The 15,333-nt window shown below is 70.9% G+C and carries 13 protein-coding genes; 11 read left to right on the forward strand and 2 right to left on the reverse strand.

Annotated elements, in window-relative coordinates:
* The first annotated feature begins 73 nt into the window (after nucleotides 1-73).
* Together LPW41_RS16305 and LPW41_RS16310 are read left to right on the forward strand one after the other, a co-directional pair.
* Entirely contained in the window at nucleotides 74-1,618 is a 1,545-nt protein-coding gene (locus LPW41_RS16305) for an ATP-dependent DNA ligase (protein WP_230705415.1), read from the forward strand.
* Between the two features lie 4 nt (nucleotides 1,619-1,622).
* Nucleotides 1,623-2,249, forward strand: coding sequence for a hypothetical protein (locus LPW41_RS16310; RefSeq protein ID WP_144834175.1), 627 nt, complete (start codon nucleotides 1,623-1,625; stop codon nucleotides 2,247-2,249).
* Between the two features lie 36 nt (nucleotides 2,250-2,285).
* Here the strand turns inward: LPW41_RS16310 and LPW41_RS16315 are convergent, their stop codons facing one another.
* Together LPW41_RS16315 and LPW41_RS16320 are read right to left on the reverse strand one after the other, a co-directional pair.
* A complete protein-coding gene (locus tag LPW41_RS16315; protein ID WP_144834176.1) occupies nucleotides 2,286-3,146 on the reverse strand; it encodes an NYN domain-containing protein in 861 nt (286 codons plus the stop codon).
* A 47-nt stretch (nucleotides 3,147-3,193) separates the two neighbouring features.
* Complete coding sequence (locus LPW41_RS16320; RefSeq protein WP_154097550.1) at nucleotides 3,194-4,177, reverse strand: Gfo/Idh/MocA family protein; 984 nt, start codon at nucleotides 4,175-4,177, stop codon at nucleotides 3,194-3,196.
* Nucleotides 4,178-4,258: 81 nt separating this feature from the next.
* On the opposite strand from LPW41_RS16320, the gene LPW41_RS16325 reads away from it, so the two are divergent.
* From LPW41_RS16325 to LPW41_RS16365, 9 genes are all read left to right on the forward strand, one after another.
* Nucleotides 4,259-5,581 (forward strand): M20/M25/M40 family metallo-hydrolase, encoded by a 1,323-nt coding sequence (locus tag LPW41_RS16325; protein ID WP_230705416.1) that lies wholly within the window; start codon nucleotides 4,259-4,261, stop codon nucleotides 5,579-5,581.
* Between the two features lie 177 nt (nucleotides 5,582-5,758).
* Nucleotides 5,759-6,784, forward strand: a complete 1,026-nt coding sequence (locus LPW41_RS16330) for a LacI family DNA-binding transcriptional regulator (protein ID WP_144834181.1) — start codon at nucleotides 5,759-5,761, stop codon at nucleotides 6,782-6,784.
* A 316-nt stretch (nucleotides 6,785-7,100) separates the two neighbouring features.
* The gene (gene chvE / locus LPW41_RS16335; RefSeq protein ID WP_230705458.1) at nucleotides 7,101-8,204 is read left to right on the forward strand and encodes a multiple monosaccharide ABC transporter substrate-binding protein; all 1,104 of its coding nucleotides are present in this window, start codon (nucleotides 7,101-7,103) and stop codon (nucleotides 8,202-8,204) included.
* 162 nt (nucleotides 8,205-8,366) lie between these two features.
* Complete coding sequence (gene mmsA, locus LPW41_RS16340; RefSeq protein ID WP_144834331.1) at nucleotides 8,367-9,893, forward strand: multiple monosaccharide ABC transporter ATP-binding protein; 1,527 nt, start codon at nucleotides 8,367-8,369, stop codon at nucleotides 9,891-9,893.
* Nucleotides 9,880-11,145 (forward strand): multiple monosaccharide ABC transporter permease, encoded by a 1,266-nt coding sequence (gene mmsB / locus LPW41_RS16345; RefSeq protein WP_230705417.1) that lies wholly within the window; start codon nucleotides 9,880-9,882, stop codon nucleotides 11,143-11,145. Before mmsA ends, mmsB begins: the two co-directional genes overlap by 14 nt.
* Before the next feature lie 86 nt (nucleotides 11,146-11,231).
* Complete coding sequence (locus LPW41_RS16350) at nucleotides 11,232-12,404, forward strand: substrate-binding domain-containing protein (protein WP_230705418.1); 1,173 nt, start codon at nucleotides 11,232-11,234, stop codon at nucleotides 12,402-12,404.
* A gap of 85 nt (nucleotides 12,405-12,489) precedes the next feature.
* Nucleotides 12,490-13,806, forward strand: a complete 1,317-nt coding sequence (locus tag LPW41_RS16355; protein ID WP_230705419.1) for a histidine kinase — start codon at nucleotides 12,490-12,492, stop codon at nucleotides 13,804-13,806.
* Entirely contained in the window at nucleotides 13,794-14,459 is a 666-nt protein-coding gene (locus tag LPW41_RS16360; protein WP_230705420.1) for a response regulator transcription factor, read from the forward strand. Before LPW41_RS16355 ends, LPW41_RS16360 begins: the two co-directional genes overlap by 13 nt.
* The gene (locus LPW41_RS16365; RefSeq protein WP_230705421.1) at nucleotides 14,456-15,292 is read left to right on the forward strand and encodes a DUF2807 domain-containing protein; all 837 of its coding nucleotides are present in this window, start codon (nucleotides 14,456-14,458) and stop codon (nucleotides 15,290-15,292) included. Before LPW41_RS16360 ends, LPW41_RS16365 begins: the two co-directional genes overlap by 4 nt.
* Nucleotides 15,293-15,333 lie beyond the last annotated feature (41 nt).

Consider the following 15,333-nt stretch of genomic DNA (forward strand, 5'->3'; position numbering starts at 1 on the left):
CGGCCCCTAGGCATTCGAGGGGCGCTGACGCAACCGCGTCATCGACGTCGGAGGGTGCTGACAGGATGCCGCCATGCTCTTCGTAGAGATCGAGACGGCCCTCGCGGCGGTGACGAACACGCGTTCGCGCCTCGCCAAGATCGAGGCTCTCGCCACGGTGCTCCGCGGCCTCGAGCCCGACGAGATCGAACCCGCGATCGGCCTGCTCACGGCATCCCCCCGACAGGGCCGACTCGGCGTCGGCTGGCGCACCCTCTCGGCGCGCGGCGGGGAGCACGCCGAGACCCCGTCGCTGACGGTCGCCGATGTCGACGAGACGTTCTCGCGCCTCACCGGGATCGGCGGGTCGGGCTCCGCGGCGGCACGCACGAGCCTCCTCGACGAGCTCGCCCAGCGCGCGACGGCGGGGGAGTGGAACCTGCTCATCCGCATCATGACGGGCGAGCTGCGCACCGGCGCCCTCGAAGGCGTGCTGCTGGATGCCGTCGCCCGAGCCGCCGACCGCGACGGCACGGCCGTACGACGGGCCGCGATGCTCTCGGGCGATCTCGGAGCCACGGCCCGCGTCGCTCTGACCGGGAGCGACGACGACCTGGCCGCGGTGGGACTCATCGTGCTGCGCGGCGTGCAGCCGATGCTCGCCTCGACGGCGACCTCGGTCCGCGAGGCGCTCGAGGTCGCGGGGCGCGCCTCGGTCGAGTACAAGCTCGACGGTGCCCGCGTTCAGGTGCACCGCCACGGCGACGCTGTGCGCGTGTTCACCCGCACTCTCGCCGACGTCACGCACCGGGTGCCCGAGATCGTCGAGGCCGCGCTCTCGCTGCCCGTCGACGACGTGATCCTCGACGGCGAGACCCTCTCGCTCGACGAAGACGGCGGGCCGCGTCCCTTCCAAGACACCATGGCGCGCTTCGGCGCCGAGACCGCGCGGGCCATCGCGTTGCGTCCGTGGTTCTTCGACATCCTCCACGTCGACGGCCGCGACCTCGTCGACGAGCCCCTGTCCGCACGCCTCGATGAGCTCGAGCGGATCGCCGCCGAATGGCGCATCCCGGCGATCCTCACCGACGACGCCGAGCAGGCCGAGACGTTCGCCCGCGATGCGCTCTCCGCAGGCCACGAAGGCGTCATGGTGAAGGGGCTGGATGCCGCGTACACGGCCGGCCGCCGCGGCAAGAGCTGGCTGAAGGTCAAGCCCGTGCACACGTTCGACCTCGTCGTGCTGGGGGTCGAACGTGGCTCCGGCCGCCGCGCGGGCTGGTTCTCGAACCTCCACCTGGGGGCACGCGATCCCGACGGCGTCTTCGGCGATCCCGGCGGATTCGTCATGGTCGGCAAGACCTTCAAGGGGCTGACCGACGAGCTGCTGACCTGGCAGACCGCGCACTTCAGCGAGCGCGAGACGGGGGAGGTTCCCGGTGGCATCCGCGTCGTCCCCGACACCGTCGTCGAGATCGCGATCGACGGCGTGCAGCGATCCGTGCGCTACCCCGGCGGCGTGGCGCTGCGCTTCGCCCGCGTGAAGACCTACCGTTCGGACAAGACCGCGGCCGAGGCCGACACGATCGACACGCTTCGCGCGCTGCTGCCCGGCGGCGGCGCTGCGACGGAGGGATGACGCGATGAGTCTGGCGCCTTGGCTCGACGGCGAGCTCGGCTACCGCAGTTTCGGAACGCCGGGCGCACCGCGCGCCGTGTTCGTCCTGCGCACCGGCGACGTGTCCACGACTGATCCCGATGCGAGCGTCACCTCGGGATTCGACGTGCGGGTGGTCGCGGTCGGGCTCGACGCCCCCGAGCTCGAAGACCCGCCGGTCTTCGGCGGCCAGACGCCCGCCGGACTGACCGTCGAGGCGCTGCGCGAACTCGTCGCCCGTGAAGCACCGGGCGTCACCGTGGGCCTCGTCGGAGAGCGATCGGCCGGGGCCATCGCGATCTACCTCGCCGCGGCTCTGGGCGAGGTCGTCGACCGCCTCGCGATCGTCGGTGTGCCGAGTCCCAACGATCCGCTCAGCCGCGACCTCCGCACGCCGTTGCTCGACGACCTCGCCGCCGAGGTGCTGGTGGTCGTCGGGGGCGACGGCCCGGCCGACGTCGCCGACGCGAACTGGTACGTCGAGCGCATGCGGTCAGCCGAGGCCGAGGTCGTTCCGGATGCCGAGATCACCTCGGTCAACAATCACGTCACTCTGACGACCGTGTGGGAGCGCGTGCTGGCGCACGTGGCCCCCGGCGCCGAGCGCCGCTGACCCACCGACCGCGAACGTCAGCGCAACAACGGCAGGTCAGCCGCGCGTCAGCGCCTTGACCTGCACGACGTTCGACTCCTCGTCGACCTCGACGTGATCCGTCTGCGCCTTGAGGAAGTCCGAGAAGCTGCGGAACCCGAGTGCCTTCTCGCTGAACGAGGGGTCGAGCCGCTTCATGAGGTCTTTCACCGCGGAGGCGTGCAGCCACTCGCCGTCGGCGCGCTCGGCCTCGAGCTGCATCGCGCGATCGAGAAGGTCGACGGCGGGGTCTTTCGAGCGCTTGCGGGCGCGCGGGCGCGAGGGGGTGCTGTCTTTCTTCGTCTCGGAGAGCTTCGGAATGCCCGGCAGCGAGTCGTACGCGTCGAAGCGGTCGCAGGCCGCGGCCAGCGACTTCGCGGTCGACCCCGCCACTCCCACGCCCACGACGTAACGGCCGAGGCGCTTGCACCGCTGGGCGAGCGGGACGTAGTCGCTGTCGCCCGCGACGATCACGACGTGCGTGAGGTCGGGCAGGCGGAACATGTCTTCGACGGCATCCACGGCGAGGCGGATGTCGGCGCCGTTCTTGGCGTATGCCGCCGCGGGGAAGAGCTGCACGAGATCGACCGCGCGGGCGACCAGCTGCGAGCGGTACTCCGCGTTGACCGGCGACGACCAGTCGGCGTAGGCGCGCGTGAGAACCAGGGTGCCGAACGAGGCCGCGTAGTCGATGACGGCTCCCACATCGATGGTCGCCTTGGTGAGGCGCTCCGCGATCTCGGGGTCGAGGGGGTTCTCGGCGATCTTCTGCCGATCGCGCGAGTAGGCGTTTCGCCCGTGGACGCGGTCGTACCACGACATCACGATGTTGTCGAAGTCGAGGTAGACGGCGACGCGGGCGGTCTGCGTATCGGGCATGGGTCCAGTCTGGTCGGTCGCGAACGGTTGCGGAACGCCTCGCGGGCTCAGCGCTCGGTGGGGTAGACGACGCCGATCTGCCGGCGCACCTCGTCGAGGACGCCCATGATCGCGACGGTCTCGTCGATGGGCAGGATGTCGTTGGATCCGACCCCGGCGGCGACGAAGCGCTCGGCGGCCAGCGCCTGGTACTGCATACCGCGGCCCTCGACCTCGCTCGTGTACTCCTCGGCGACCTCGTTCGAAGGCAGCGTCACGCGGAACGAGGTGGGGGTGTACCAGACGCGGTCGATCTCGATGCGGGCTTCGGTGCCGACGATCTGCGCGGTGTTCGCGCCGGCGCCGCGCGACGACGACACGGTGGTCGAGACGGTTCCGCCGGGGTGCACCATCGCGGTGGCGACCTCGGCGTCGCTGCCCGCGTCGGACAGGCGGGCGACGGCGGTGATGCGCTCGGGCAGGCCCAATACGTCGACGGCGAACGAGAGGGGGTAGATGCCCAGGTCGAGAAGCGCTCCGCCGCCGAGGGCGAGGTCGTTGAGGCGGTGGGCGGGGTCGGTCGAGATCTTCTGCGTGTGATCGGCCGACACCACGCGCAGCTCACCGAGGGTGCCGGCGGCGATGATCTCGCGGATGCGCACCATGTGCGGCAGGTACCGCGTCCACATGGCCTCCATCGCGAGCAGCCCCTTCGCTGCGGCCGCGTCGCGGATGGCCGCGGCCTCGGCCTGGTTGAGGGTGAAGGGCTTCTCGACGAGCACGTGCTTCCCGTGCTCGAGGGCCAGCAGGGCGTTGTCGACGTGACCGGGGTGCGGGGTCGCGATGTAGACGATGTCGACGTCGGGGTCGGCGACGAGCTCTTCGTACGAGCCGTGCGCGTGCGGGATGTCGTACTTCTCGGCGAAGGCGCGCGCGTTGTCGAGGCTGCGCGAGCCGACGGCGGCGACGTCGAGGCCCGCGGTACGCAGGTCGGAGGTGAAGGCGTGCGCGATGCCGCCCGTTGCGAGGATGCCCCAGTGCAGTCCGGTCATGGGTTCCACCGTATCGGCGCCCACCGACATCGCGGTCGATCGAGCCGGGATGCGCATACGAGTCGCCTCTAGGCTCGGGTCATGACGCCCGTCGAGCGCTTCCGCGAGTTGCTGTCGATCCCCACCGTCTCGCGCGTCGATCCCGCCGAGGTCGACGACGACGCCTTCGAACGCTTCCACGCAGCACTCGCTCGCCTGTACCCGCTGGTCCACGAACGCCTCGAGCGCGAAGTCGTGGCCGGCCGCTCGTTGCTGTACCGCTGGCGCGGCGACAGCCCCGAGGCGCCACTCCTGCTGCTCGCGCACCAGGACGTCGTCCCGGTCGACGGCCAGCCCTGGCGGCATCCGCCCTTCGCCGCCGAGGTGGTGGGGGAAGGTCCGGATGCCGAGATCCACGCCCGCGGTGCGATCGACGACAAGGGGGCCCTGGTGGCGATCCTCGAGGCGGTCGAGCAGGCGCTCGCCGACGGGGTGACCCCGCGCACCGACGTGTGGCTCGCGTTCGGCCATGACGAGGAGACCCACGGCACCGGGGCTCGGGCCATGGCCGCGGAGCTGGCCGAACGCGGGGTCGCCCCCGCTCTCGTGCTCGACGAGGGGGGCGCCGTCGTCGAGGGTGCCGTGCCCGGGGTCGCCGCTCCGACCGCGATGATCGGCGTCGCCGAGCGCGGGGTCGCGACCTTCGACCTCGTCACCCGCGAAGCCGGAGGACATGCCTCGACCCCGCCGCGCCTGCCCGCCACCGCTCGGCTCGCCCGCGCGATCGACCGCCTGCGTCGACGGCCGTTCCCGCGGCGCCTGACCGCTCCGGTGCGGGCGATGCTCGGCACCGCGGCGGCCCACACCGACGAGCCGCTGGCGACGCTCTTCCGCCGCACCGCGGTGTCGGCCCCGCTGGTGACGGCCGCCCTCGCGCACCTCGGACCCGAGACGAACGCCCTCGTGCGCACGACGGCCGTGGTGACGCGGCTCGAGGGCTCGGCGGGCGAGAACGTGCTGGCCACCACCGCCCGCGCGAGCGTGAACGTGCGCCTGCTGACGGGGGAGACGCTCGCCGACGTCTCGGTGCACCTGCGCCGTGCGGTGGCCGATCCGCTCGTCGACATCGAACTGCGCCAGGGCAACGATCCCTCTCCGGTGTCGCCGTGGCGGGGCGAGGCGTGGCGCCGCCTCTCGCGCACGGTCTCGGCGACCCTCGGCGACGACGTGGTGCCGTTGCCGTATCTGCAGTTGGGGGCCAGCGACAGCCGGTTCTACACGGGTCTCACCGACGCGGTGTACCGCTTCGCGCCCTTCCACCTCACGCGCGCCGAACGCGACGCTCTGCACGCGCCCGACGAACGCATCCGCGTCGAGGTGTGGCTCCGCGGCATCCGGTTCTATCGAGCCCTCCTCGAGTCGTGACGGGGGCGCCCGGGGAGGAGGTGCGCCTCCGCCGCGGCGCGGTGCGCTGAGCAGCAGGGCGAACGGGCGAAGAGCGACGAACGGGCCCGCCCCACTCGCGATCGAGCGAACAGAGCGCGGTCCGCTATTGTCGTGTGACCGGTCACGCAACAGCGCGCGACCCGCAACGAGGCGGACATGAGCGACACCGAGACCCCGGATGCCACGGGCAAGGCCCCCAGCATCCGCGACGTCGCGCGGCTCGCGGGTGTGTCGTACCAGACCGTCTCGCGGGTGATCAACAACAGCCCGCAGCTTCGGCCCGAGACGGCCGCGAAGGTGCGCTCGGCGATCGCCGAACTGAAGTTCGTGCCCAACCAGGCCGCCCGGGCATTGGCGACGAACCGGTCGCGCCTGATCGGCGTGCTCGGCCCGCGCATGACCACGCACGGCACCTCGGCGATGGTGCAGGCGATCGAGTCGGTCGCTCGGGCAGCGGGCTACCGACTCACCCTCACCAACCTGGCCACGAGCGCCGCCGACGACGTGCGCGCCTCGATCGACCACCTCATGCAGCAGTCGGTCGAGGGGCTGATCGCCGTCGCCCCGCAGACGCGCGTGGTGCCGATCCTCGATGAGCTGAAGCTCCCCGTCCCGGTGCAGATCGTGGCCTCGACGGGGACCTCGAGTTCGCACAACGACCAGACCGCGGGCGCCCGCGCCGCCGTGCGCCATCTCATCGAGCTCGGGCACTCGCGCATCCTGCACATCGCCGGCCCCCGGGACTGGGTCGAGGCCGATCACCGGATGCGCGGGTATCTCGCCGAGATGGACGCGAACGACCTGACGCCGCGGCCGCCGGTGCTGGGCGACTGGACCGCGCAGTTCGGCTTCGAGGCGGGACTCGAGCTGTTGCGCACCGAAGACGCCACGGCGGTGTTCGCAGGCAACGACCATATGGCGCTCGGGTTGATGCATGCCGTGCGGGCCATAGGTCGCTCGGTGCCCGAGGACATCTCGGTCGTCGGGTTCGACGACGTGCCCGAATCCGCCCACCTGTGGCCGCCGTTGACGACGGTGCGCCAGGACTTCGCGGGCATCGGCGCCCGCGCGATCACCGATCTGCTGACCAGGTTGGGGGAGTCGTCGGATGCCGTCGGGCCCTCGGAACCCGATCATCTGCGTCTCATCGTACGTTCGTCGACCGCTCCGCCTTCGCGCTGAGTTCGTCACGTTTCGGCAACGGACGCCTCCGCGACGCGCCGGGACTTGACATCCCTGGCTCACCGCGATGTAGCATCACACACACAATGTGAACGGTCACATGACCGGGTCACACGGCCGACGGGACTCGCTGCGGAGCGGATCCGTCGAGACGAAGACGTTTCGAACGACACGGGTGAGCCGTGTCGCCGACCGGCCTCGTTTCGCCCCGCCGCCCGTGCGCCCCGACGTGCGGCGACAGCACTGCGCGGTGGACTCCAGGGGGAGACGCCGCGACAACCACCCAATGGAGGGAACCAGAGTGAAGAAGCACAGCATGCTCAAGGCGATCGCGGGCGCGGGCGTCCTCGCGCTCGGCATCGGTCTCGCCGGTTGCGCCGGTGACCGTACCGGCGCCAGCAGCGGAGACTCGCAGGAGGCCGGCGGCACCATCGGTGTGGCCATGCCGACCCAGCAGTCGGAGCGATGGATCGCCGACGGCAACAACGTCAAGTCGCAGCTCGAGGAGCTCGGCTACCAGGTCGACCTGCAGTACGCGAACGACGACATCCCCACCCAGGTCTCGCAGATCGAGAACATGATCACCACGGGCGCCAAGGCCCTGATCGTCGCCTCGATCGACGGCACGACGCTCACCGACGTCCTGCAGCAGGCCAAGGACGCGAACATCCCCGTCATCGCGTACGACCGCCTCATCAACGGCACCGAGAACGTCGACTACTACACGACGTTCGACAACTACAAGGTCGGCGTCCAGCAGGCCACCTCGCTCCTGACCGGCCTGGGCGTCCTCGACGCTTCGGGCAAGGAGACCGGCGCCGCCGGCCCCTTCAACGTCGAGCTGTTCGCCGGTAGCCCCGACGACAACAACGCCACGTTCTTCTGGAACGGCGCGATGGACACCCTGAAGCCCTACATGGACTCCGGCGTGCTCGTGGTCCCCTCGGGTCAGACCGAGTTCGGCCAGGCTGCCATCCTCCGCTGGCTGCCCGAGACGGCGCAGAAGCGCATGGAGAACATCCTCACCGTCATCGGCGGCACCAAGCTCAACGGTGTGCTCTCGCCCTACGACGGTCTGTCGATCGGCATCATCTCGGCCCTCACCTCGGGCGGCTACTCGGCCAGCGACCTCCCCGTCATCACGGGTCAGGACGCCGAGGCCGGCTCGATCAAGTCGATCATCGCCGGTGAGCAGTACTCGACGATCTTCAAAGACACGCGCGAGCTCGCGAAGCAGGCCGTGACCATGGTCGACGACATCCGCAAGGGTGAGACCCCCGAGACGAACGACACCACGACGTACGACAACGGCAAGAAGGTCGTCCCCTCGTACCTCCTGCAGTCGACGATCGTCACGAAGGACAACTACAAGGAAGTCCTCGTCGACAGCGGTTACTACACCGAGGACGACCTCAAGTAATCCCTCGGAGGGGCTCCGGCTCCTCCACCCCGCCTCCGCCGCGGCCCGACAGGGTCGCGGCGGAGGCTCCCGCGGGTCTGCGGCATCCGCCCCCGCCCCCCACCATCCCGACCGGCCACGAGCCGGTTCTGCAAGGAGGACCTCGTGAGCACCATCCTCGAGATGCGCTCGATCACCAAGGAGTTCCCCGGCGTCATCGCGTTGGCCGACGTGTCGCTGACCGTCGAGCGCGGTACCGTCCACGCCATCTGCGGCGAGAACGGCGCGGGCAAGTCGACCCTCATGAAGGTGCTCAGCGGTGTGTATCCCGCGGGCGACTACCGAGGCGAGATCGTCTTCGACGGGCAGACCGTCGAGTTCAAAGACATCCGCGACAGCGAAGCGGCCGGCATCGTCATCATCCACCAGGAGCTCGCGCTGAGCCCCTACCTCTCGATCGCCGAGAACATCTTCCTCGGCAACGAGATCACGAACCGCGGCCTCATCGACTGGGACGCCACCAACCGCGAGGCGGCGAAGCTGCTGGCGCGCGTGGGGCTGGGCGACAGCCCCGACGTGCCCGTCAACGAGATCGGCGTCGGCAAGCAGCAACTCGTCGAGATCGCCAAGGCCCTGTCGAAGGACGTCAAGCTCCTCATCCTCGACGAGCCCACCGCGGCGCTGAACGACGACGACTCCGAGCACCTGCTCGATCTGATCCGCCACCTGCGCGGCCAGAACATCACGTGCATCATCATCAGCCACAAGCTCAACGAGATCCGCGCGATCGCCGACGAGGTGACCATCATCCGCGACGGTCGCACGATCGAGACGCTCGACGTGGCCACCGGGGGCACCAGCGAAGACCGCATCATCCGCGGGATGGTCGGTCGCGAGCTCGAGAACCGCTACCCCGACCGCGACGTCGAGATCGGCGACGAGGTCCTTCGCATCGAGGACTGGAACGTCAGCCACCCCACCGACGGCAACCGCACGGTGATCCACCAGGCGAACCTCACGGTTCGCGCGGGCGAGGTCGTCGGCATCGCGGGTCTGATGGGCGCCGGTCGCACCGAGCTCGCGATGAGCGTGTTCGGCAAGAGCTTCGGCTCGAAGATCTCGGGCAACGTCTACATCCGCGGTCAGAAGGCCGACACCTCGACGGTCCCCGCGGCCATCCGCAGCGGTCTCGCCTACGTGACCGAGGACCGCAAGGGTGCAGGTCTCAACCTGATCGACACGATCAAGCGCAACATCTCGCTCGCGGGCATGCGCAAGCTCGTCAAGGGCGGGTTCGTCGACGGCGATGAGGAGTACCTGGTCGCCAACCGCTACCGCAAGTCGATGAACATCAAGGCGCCCAGCGTCGACGTGGTCGTGGGCAAGCTCTCGGGCGGCAACCAGCAGAAAGTCGTGCTGTCGCAGTGGCTCTTCTCCGACCCCGAGGTGCTCATCCTCGACGAGCCGACCCGCGGCATCGACGTGGGCGCCAAGTACGAGATCTACACGATCATCAACTCCCTCGCGGCGCAGGGGAAGGGGGTGCTCGTCATCTCTTCGGAGCTGCCCGAGCTCCTCGGCATCTGCGACCGCATCTACACCCTCAGCGAAGGCCACATCACCGGCCAGCTGCCCATCGAAGAGGCCACTCCGGAGGCCCTCATGGTGCTCATGACGAAGGAGAAGGAAGCCGACCATGTCAGCGCTTGACAACACCGCGACCCAGGCGGGCCCGGGCGGCACGCCCCGCGGTCCCGTGGGAGGCGGAGCCGGGGGACCCGGCAGCCTCGTGACGTTCTTCACCTCGCGTCTGCGCGAGATCGGCATCTTCATCGCCCTCATCGTCATCGTGCTGCTGTTCCAGGCACTGACCGGCGGGCGCCTGCTCACCGCGGGCAACGTGTCGAACATCATCGTCCAGAACAGCTACATCCTGATCCTCGCGATCGGCATGGTGATGATCATCATCGCCGGCCACATCGACCTGTCGGTCGGTTCGGTCGCCGCCTTCGTCGGTGCGGTCTCGGGTGTGCTCATCGTGCAGTGGGGCCTGCCCTGGTGGCTCGGCATCCTGCTGTCGCTGGTGCTGGGTGCCGTGGTCGGCATGTGGCAGGGCTTCTGGGTGGCCTATATCGGCATCCCCGCGTTCATCGTGACCCTGGCGGGCATGCTGCTGTTCCGCGGTCTCACGCAGATGACCCTGGGCAACACGCAGATCACGCCGTTCCCGACCGAGTACCGCGCCCTCGGTGGCGGGTACCTCTTCCCCGACCTGTTCCCGGCGTCGTCCTCGCCCGCCGAGTGGATCACGGTCGCCCTGGGCGCCCTGACCCTGGTGCTGTTCGTCTTCTCGCAGGTGCGTCAGCGTGCGAAGCGCGCCGCCCTCGAGCTGCAGAACGACCCGATGACGGCGTTCCTGGTCAAGGTCATCGGTGGCGGCGCCCTGATCGCCTACCTCACCTACCTGCTGGGTGTGGCTCCCGGATCGCGCGGCACGCCCATCGTGCTCGTCGTGCTGGCGCTGCTGATCATCGGATACTCGACGGTCATGAGCCGCAGCGTCTTCGGCCGTCACATCTACGCGATCGGTGGCAACCGCACCGCCGCGAAGCTGTCGGGCATCAACACGCGCCGCGTCGACTTCATGCTGTTCGTGAACATGGGTGTGCTCGCGGCCCTCGCCGGCATCGTGTTCACGGGTCGCCTGAACTCGGCCGGTCCCGGCGCCGGTAACCTCTTCGAGCTCGACGCGATCGCCGCCTCGTTCATCGGTGGAGCGGCCGTGCAGGGTGGTGTCGGCCGCGTGGTCGGCGCGATCGCCGGTGGTCTGGTCATGGGTGTCCTCAACAACGGCATGTCGCTCATGGGCATCTCGACCGACGTGCAGCAGTTCATCAAGGGCCTCGTGCTCCTTCTGGCCGTGGCCTTCGACGTGTGGAACAAGAACCGCACGCGCGGTTGATCCACGCTTCTTCATCGAACGCCCCGTCGCCTCGTGCGGCGGGGCGTTCGTGCGTGTGCGGCGCGTCGGTGGGAGAGGATGGACGGATGCCAGCTCGTCCGATCCTCCGCGCCGCGGCCGCGCTCGCGCTGGTCGCCGTCGCGCTGACGGGATGCACGTCGTCGCGCGCGCAGACCCAGGGGTCGAACGACGGCGCCGGGGTGATCGGCGTCTCGCTGCCCACCGAGGCCGATGCGCAGTGGAGCCGGGGCGGCGACGCGCTGAAGACCGAGCTGGTCGCGCGCGGATACGCCGTCGATCTGCAGTTCGCCGCGGGCGATGCGCGCACGCAGGGCTCCCAGGTGCAGAACATGCTGACGAAGGGGGCGGATGCCGTGGTGGTGGCTCCCGTCGCGGCCGGCGACCTGGCGGCTCCGCTCGAGGTGGCGAACGGCGACGGCGTCCCCGTCGTGGAGTTCGGGCGTTCGCTCGCGGGCGTCGATGCGGCGGCCGCGTTCGCGCCGGATCCGACCGCGCTCGGCCGCGCTCAGGCCGAGGCGCTCCTCGCCGACCTGCCGTCATCAGGGTCCGAGCAAGTGGCTCCGGATGCCGCGACGGAGCCGTCGCCGTCGCCGTCCGAGGCGCCGTCGCCCGCGGCATCCGCCCCCGCCACCCCGACTGTCGCGCGCGTCGCGCTGATCACCGGGTCGTCGGCCGATCCGTGGGATGAGCAGCGGTTCGCGGCGGCGCTCGACGCGCTGCAGCCGGCGATCGCCGCGGGTACGGTGCAGCTGGTGTCGGGTGCGAGCCTCGAGGCCGCGGCCGTCGACGAGGACACCGCCGCGGCGCAGGCCGCCGCCGCCGAGAAGCGTCTCCGTGCCTTGCGCGCCGATGCCGATGCGCCCACCGCCGTGCTCGCCCTCGGCGATGCGGTCACCCGCGGTGTCGTGACGGCCCTGACCACCGATCCGCCCGCCGAGGAGTCGCCGAGTCCGAGCCCCCGCCCGACCGCGAGCTCGACCCCCGAGGCGCCGGCGCCGCTGGTGGTGGGCACCGGGGCCGACGCCGCGACCGTCCGGGCTCTGCGCGACGACGTGCTCGACGCGACGATCTTCGCCGACCCCCGTGCCCTCGTCGACGCCACCGCCGACGCGGTGCAGGCGCTGCTCGACGGCGAGACGCCCGCCGCGGCGGGCGAGGGCGTCGCGCCGAGTGTCGTGCGCCCCGACGACGTCGAAGAACTCATCTCCTCGGGCTGGATCTCGACCGACGAGCTCTGAGGGCGCATCATTCGGGTTTTCCCGAATGCGGCTCGGGGGCTGCCCGGGCGGTGCGAGCGCGGGGCTGAGCCCTAGCGTGGAACCCATGACCACGGCATCCGTCCTTCCGCCTCCGCCCTCGACCCCGCCGGTCGCGCCCGCACCGCCGTCCGCGGCCGACGTGCGCCCCGTGCGCATCGGCTCGCCCGCCCGCGTCGCCGGCGCCGCCGCCCAACTGGCCGCTCTCGGCATCGTCGGCCCGGGCGTCTTCGCGGGGCTCATCGGACTGCTCAGCTCGGGATTCGGCCTGCTCGCGGCGCTGCTCATCGGCGTCGTCGTGCTCGTCGCGTTCGTCTACGCGCTGTTCGCCCTGGCGTGGTTCGAGCGGGCGCGCCTCGAGGGCCTGTACGCCTTCGGCCTCGCTCCGTTGCGGCCGCGCCGCAGCCCCAAGCCCGGCTTCGGCGGCGTGCTGCACACCATCTGGCTGCAGGCGATCGACCCCCTGCAGTGGCGCGCGGTCGCCTCGTTCGCGATCTCGACCGTGCTGGGGCTCGCGACCATCACGATGCTCGGAGGCCTCGCCTGGGGCCTGGCGCTCTCGGTCAGCCCGCTGTTCGGCTGGCCCAACCGGCGCTTCCTCGGCATCGTGCCGCTCGAGGGGGCCGCGGCTCCGGTCGTCGGCATCCTCGCGGTGATCGTCGGCGCCGCCGCGGTGATCGGCCTGGCCCTGCTGCAGGGCGTCATCGCGCGGGCGATCTTCGTGCCCTCGCGCGAGGCGCAGCTCGTCGAACAGGCCCGCACCTCCGACTCGCGTCGGGCCGGCGCCGTCCGCGCCGCCGAGGTGGAGCGCACCCGCATCGAACGCGACCTGCACGACGGCGTCCAGCCGCGGCTCGTCTCGATCGGCATGACGCTGGGCCTGGCCCAGACCAAGATCGACGACGACCCCGAGGCCGCGAAAGCCCTGGTCGCCGAGGCCCACGCGTCGACGAAGTCGGCCATCACCGAACTGCGGCAGCTGGCCCGCGGCATCCACGCCTCGGTGCTCGAGGATCGGGGGCTGGATGCGGCGCTGTCGGCCCTCGCCTCGCGCTCGCACATCCCCGTGACCCTCGACGTGCGCCTCCCGCGCCGCTGCGGCCGCGCCGCGGAGGCAGCGGTGTACTTCGCGATCGCCGAGACCCTCACCAACGCCGCCAAGCACTCGCGGGCCACGGCCTGCCGCGTGCACGTGCGGGTGCGCGACGACGGTTCGCTCTGGGCCCGCGTCGAAGACGACGGCTTGGGCGGTGCGCGCGTCGTCCCCGGCGGTGGCCTCGACGGGATCGTCAACCGCACCACCGCCGCCGGCGGCACGGCGCGCATCGACAGCCCGCAGGGCGGCCCGACGACGGTGGAGGTGAACGTCCCGTGCGCGTCCTGATCTGCGAAGATTCCGTGCTGCTGCGCGAGGGGCTCGTGCGCCTCCTCGCCGATGACGGCCACGAGGTCGTCGCGGCGCTCCCGGATGCCGAGGGTCTCGAGCGGGCCGTGTCGGACACGTCACCGGAGCTGTGCATCCTCGACGTGCGGCTGCCGCCGACCTGGACCGACGAGGGCATCCGCGCGGCGATCGCGCTGCGGTCCCGGCATCCGGGTCTCGCCGTGCTGGTGCTGTCGCAGTACGTCGAAGAGCGCTACGCGAGCGACCTCATCGCCGACGGCCAGGGCGCCCTCGGGTACCTGCTGAAAGACCGCGTCGCCGACGTCAAGGACTTCCTCGCCGCGGTCGCCTCGATCGCGGGCGGAGCCACGGTGCTCGACCCCGAGGTGGTGGCGCAGCTGCTCACCCGGCGCCGCCGCGACGAGCGCCTGCAGAGCCTCACCGAACGCGAGCGCAGCGTGCTCGCCCTCATCGCCGAAGGCCGCTCGAATCAGGCGATCGCCGCCGCGCTGTTCGTGTCGGAGGCCAGCGTCGAGAAGTACATCACCGCCATCTTCACCAAGCTCGGCCTCGAGCAGGACGAAACAGGCAACCGCCGCGTGATCGCCGCGCTCGTCCACCTCGGCCACGACACCACCGGAGCTGCGTCATGACCCTCGAAACCCCCCTCGCCCCGACCCCCGATCCCTCGCCCCAGCCGCCTCGCCGGGGAGCCGCCTTCGCGGTGTCGGTCGTCACCATCGCCGTCGGCGCGTGCATCGCGCTCGGCACCCTCGCCGGCACCGGCGCGTCGGCCGTGGTCTCGCTGCGCGACACGGGCGAGAACAGCTCCGTGCTCGACAGCGGCGTGGAGGGCCTGACCGACGTCGACATCGACGTGGCCGCGGGCGCCCTCACCATCGCGTACGGCGACGTCAGCGAGGCCCGCCTCGACGCCGACCGCGAGGGGCCGCGCGGATGGAGGTTCGACCGCCGCGGAGACACCCTGCGCGTGTCGTCGCCGGAGGGACCCTTCGCGGGGGTCGGCACCGGCTCCCGCGCGACGCTCACCCTTCCCCGCGAGCTCGAGGGCAGCGGCATCCGCGCCTCCATCGACGTCACGGGCGGGTCGCTCGACCTCGACGGCGACTTCGGCGCGCTGTCGGTGCAGCTCGCCGGCGGGGCGGCGACGCTGCGCGGATCGGCGGCCGAGCTCGACGTGTCGGTCTCGGGCGGGGCTGCAACGGCTCGGGTCGACGACGTGTCGACCGCGTCGTTCGAGGTGGCCGGGGGCGACCTCACCGCCGAGCTCGGGGGCCTCACCCCCGACCGCACGAAGGTCGACGTGACGGCCGGGTCGGCCGACATCACCCTGCCCGACGACGACTATCGCGTGAACGTGGACGACGGCCTCGGCCGCGTCGACAACGCGCTGCGCACCGACGCCTCCGCCACGGCGCGCGTCGACGTGCAGGCGACGATGGGCCAGGTGCGCCTGCACTCCTGAGGGCCACCCGCGTGAAGGGTCATCTTCGGTCGCTTCGAGCC

This window comes from Microbacterium sp. JC 701 (assembly GCF_021026215.1).
GTDB lineage: Bacteria > Actinomycetota > Actinomycetes > Actinomycetales > Microbacteriaceae > Microbacterium > Microbacterium algihabitans.

What these genes read in the sequence shown, in the direction of transcription:
- LPW41_RS16325 (WP_230705416.1), top strand. Translation starts at nt 4,259, where the DNA reads ATGACGCCCGTCGAGCGCTTCCGCGAGTTGCTGTCGATCCCCACCGTC.
- chvE (WP_230705458.1), top strand. Translation starts at nt 7,101, where the DNA reads ATGCTCAAGGCGATCGCGGGCGCGGGCGTCCTCGCGCTCGGCATCGGT.
- LPW41_RS16350 (WP_230705418.1), top strand. Translation starts at nt 11,232, where the DNA reads ATGCCAGCTCGTCCGATCCTCCGCGCCGCGGCCGCGCTCGCGCTGGTC.
- mmsA (WP_144834331.1), top strand. Translation starts at nt 8,367, where the DNA reads ATGCGCTCGATCACCAAGGAGTTCCCCGGCGTCATCGCGTTGGCCGAC.
- LPW41_RS16320 (WP_154097550.1), bottom strand. Translation starts at nt 4,177, where the DNA reads ATGACCGGACTGCACTGGGGCATCCTCGCAACGGGCGGCATCGCGCAC.
- LPW41_RS16365 (WP_230705421.1), top strand. Translation starts at nt 14,456, where the DNA reads ATGACCCTCGAAACCCCCCTCGCCCCGACCCCCGATCCCTCGCCCCAG.
- LPW41_RS16355 (WP_230705419.1), top strand. Translation starts at nt 12,490, where the DNA reads ATGACCACGGCATCCGTCCTTCCGCCTCCGCCCTCGACCCCGCCGGTC.
- LPW41_RS16315 (WP_144834176.1), bottom strand. Translation starts at nt 3,146, where the DNA reads ATGCCCGATACGCAGACCGCCCGCGTCGCCGTCTACCTCGACTTCGAC.
- LPW41_RS16310 (WP_144834175.1), top strand. Translation starts at nt 1,623, where the DNA reads ATGAGTCTGGCGCCTTGGCTCGACGGCGAGCTCGGCTACCGCAGTTTC.
- LPW41_RS16330 (WP_144834181.1), top strand. Translation starts at nt 5,759, where the DNA reads ATGAGCGACACCGAGACCCCGGATGCCACGGGCAAGGCCCCCAGCATC.
- LPW41_RS16305 (WP_230705415.1), top strand. Translation starts at nt 74, where the DNA reads ATGCTCTTCGTAGAGATCGAGACGGCCCTCGCGGCGGTGACGAACACG.
- mmsB (WP_230705417.1), top strand. Translation starts at nt 9,880, where the DNA reads ATGTCAGCGCTTGACAACACCGCGACCCAGGCGGGCCCGGGCGGCACG.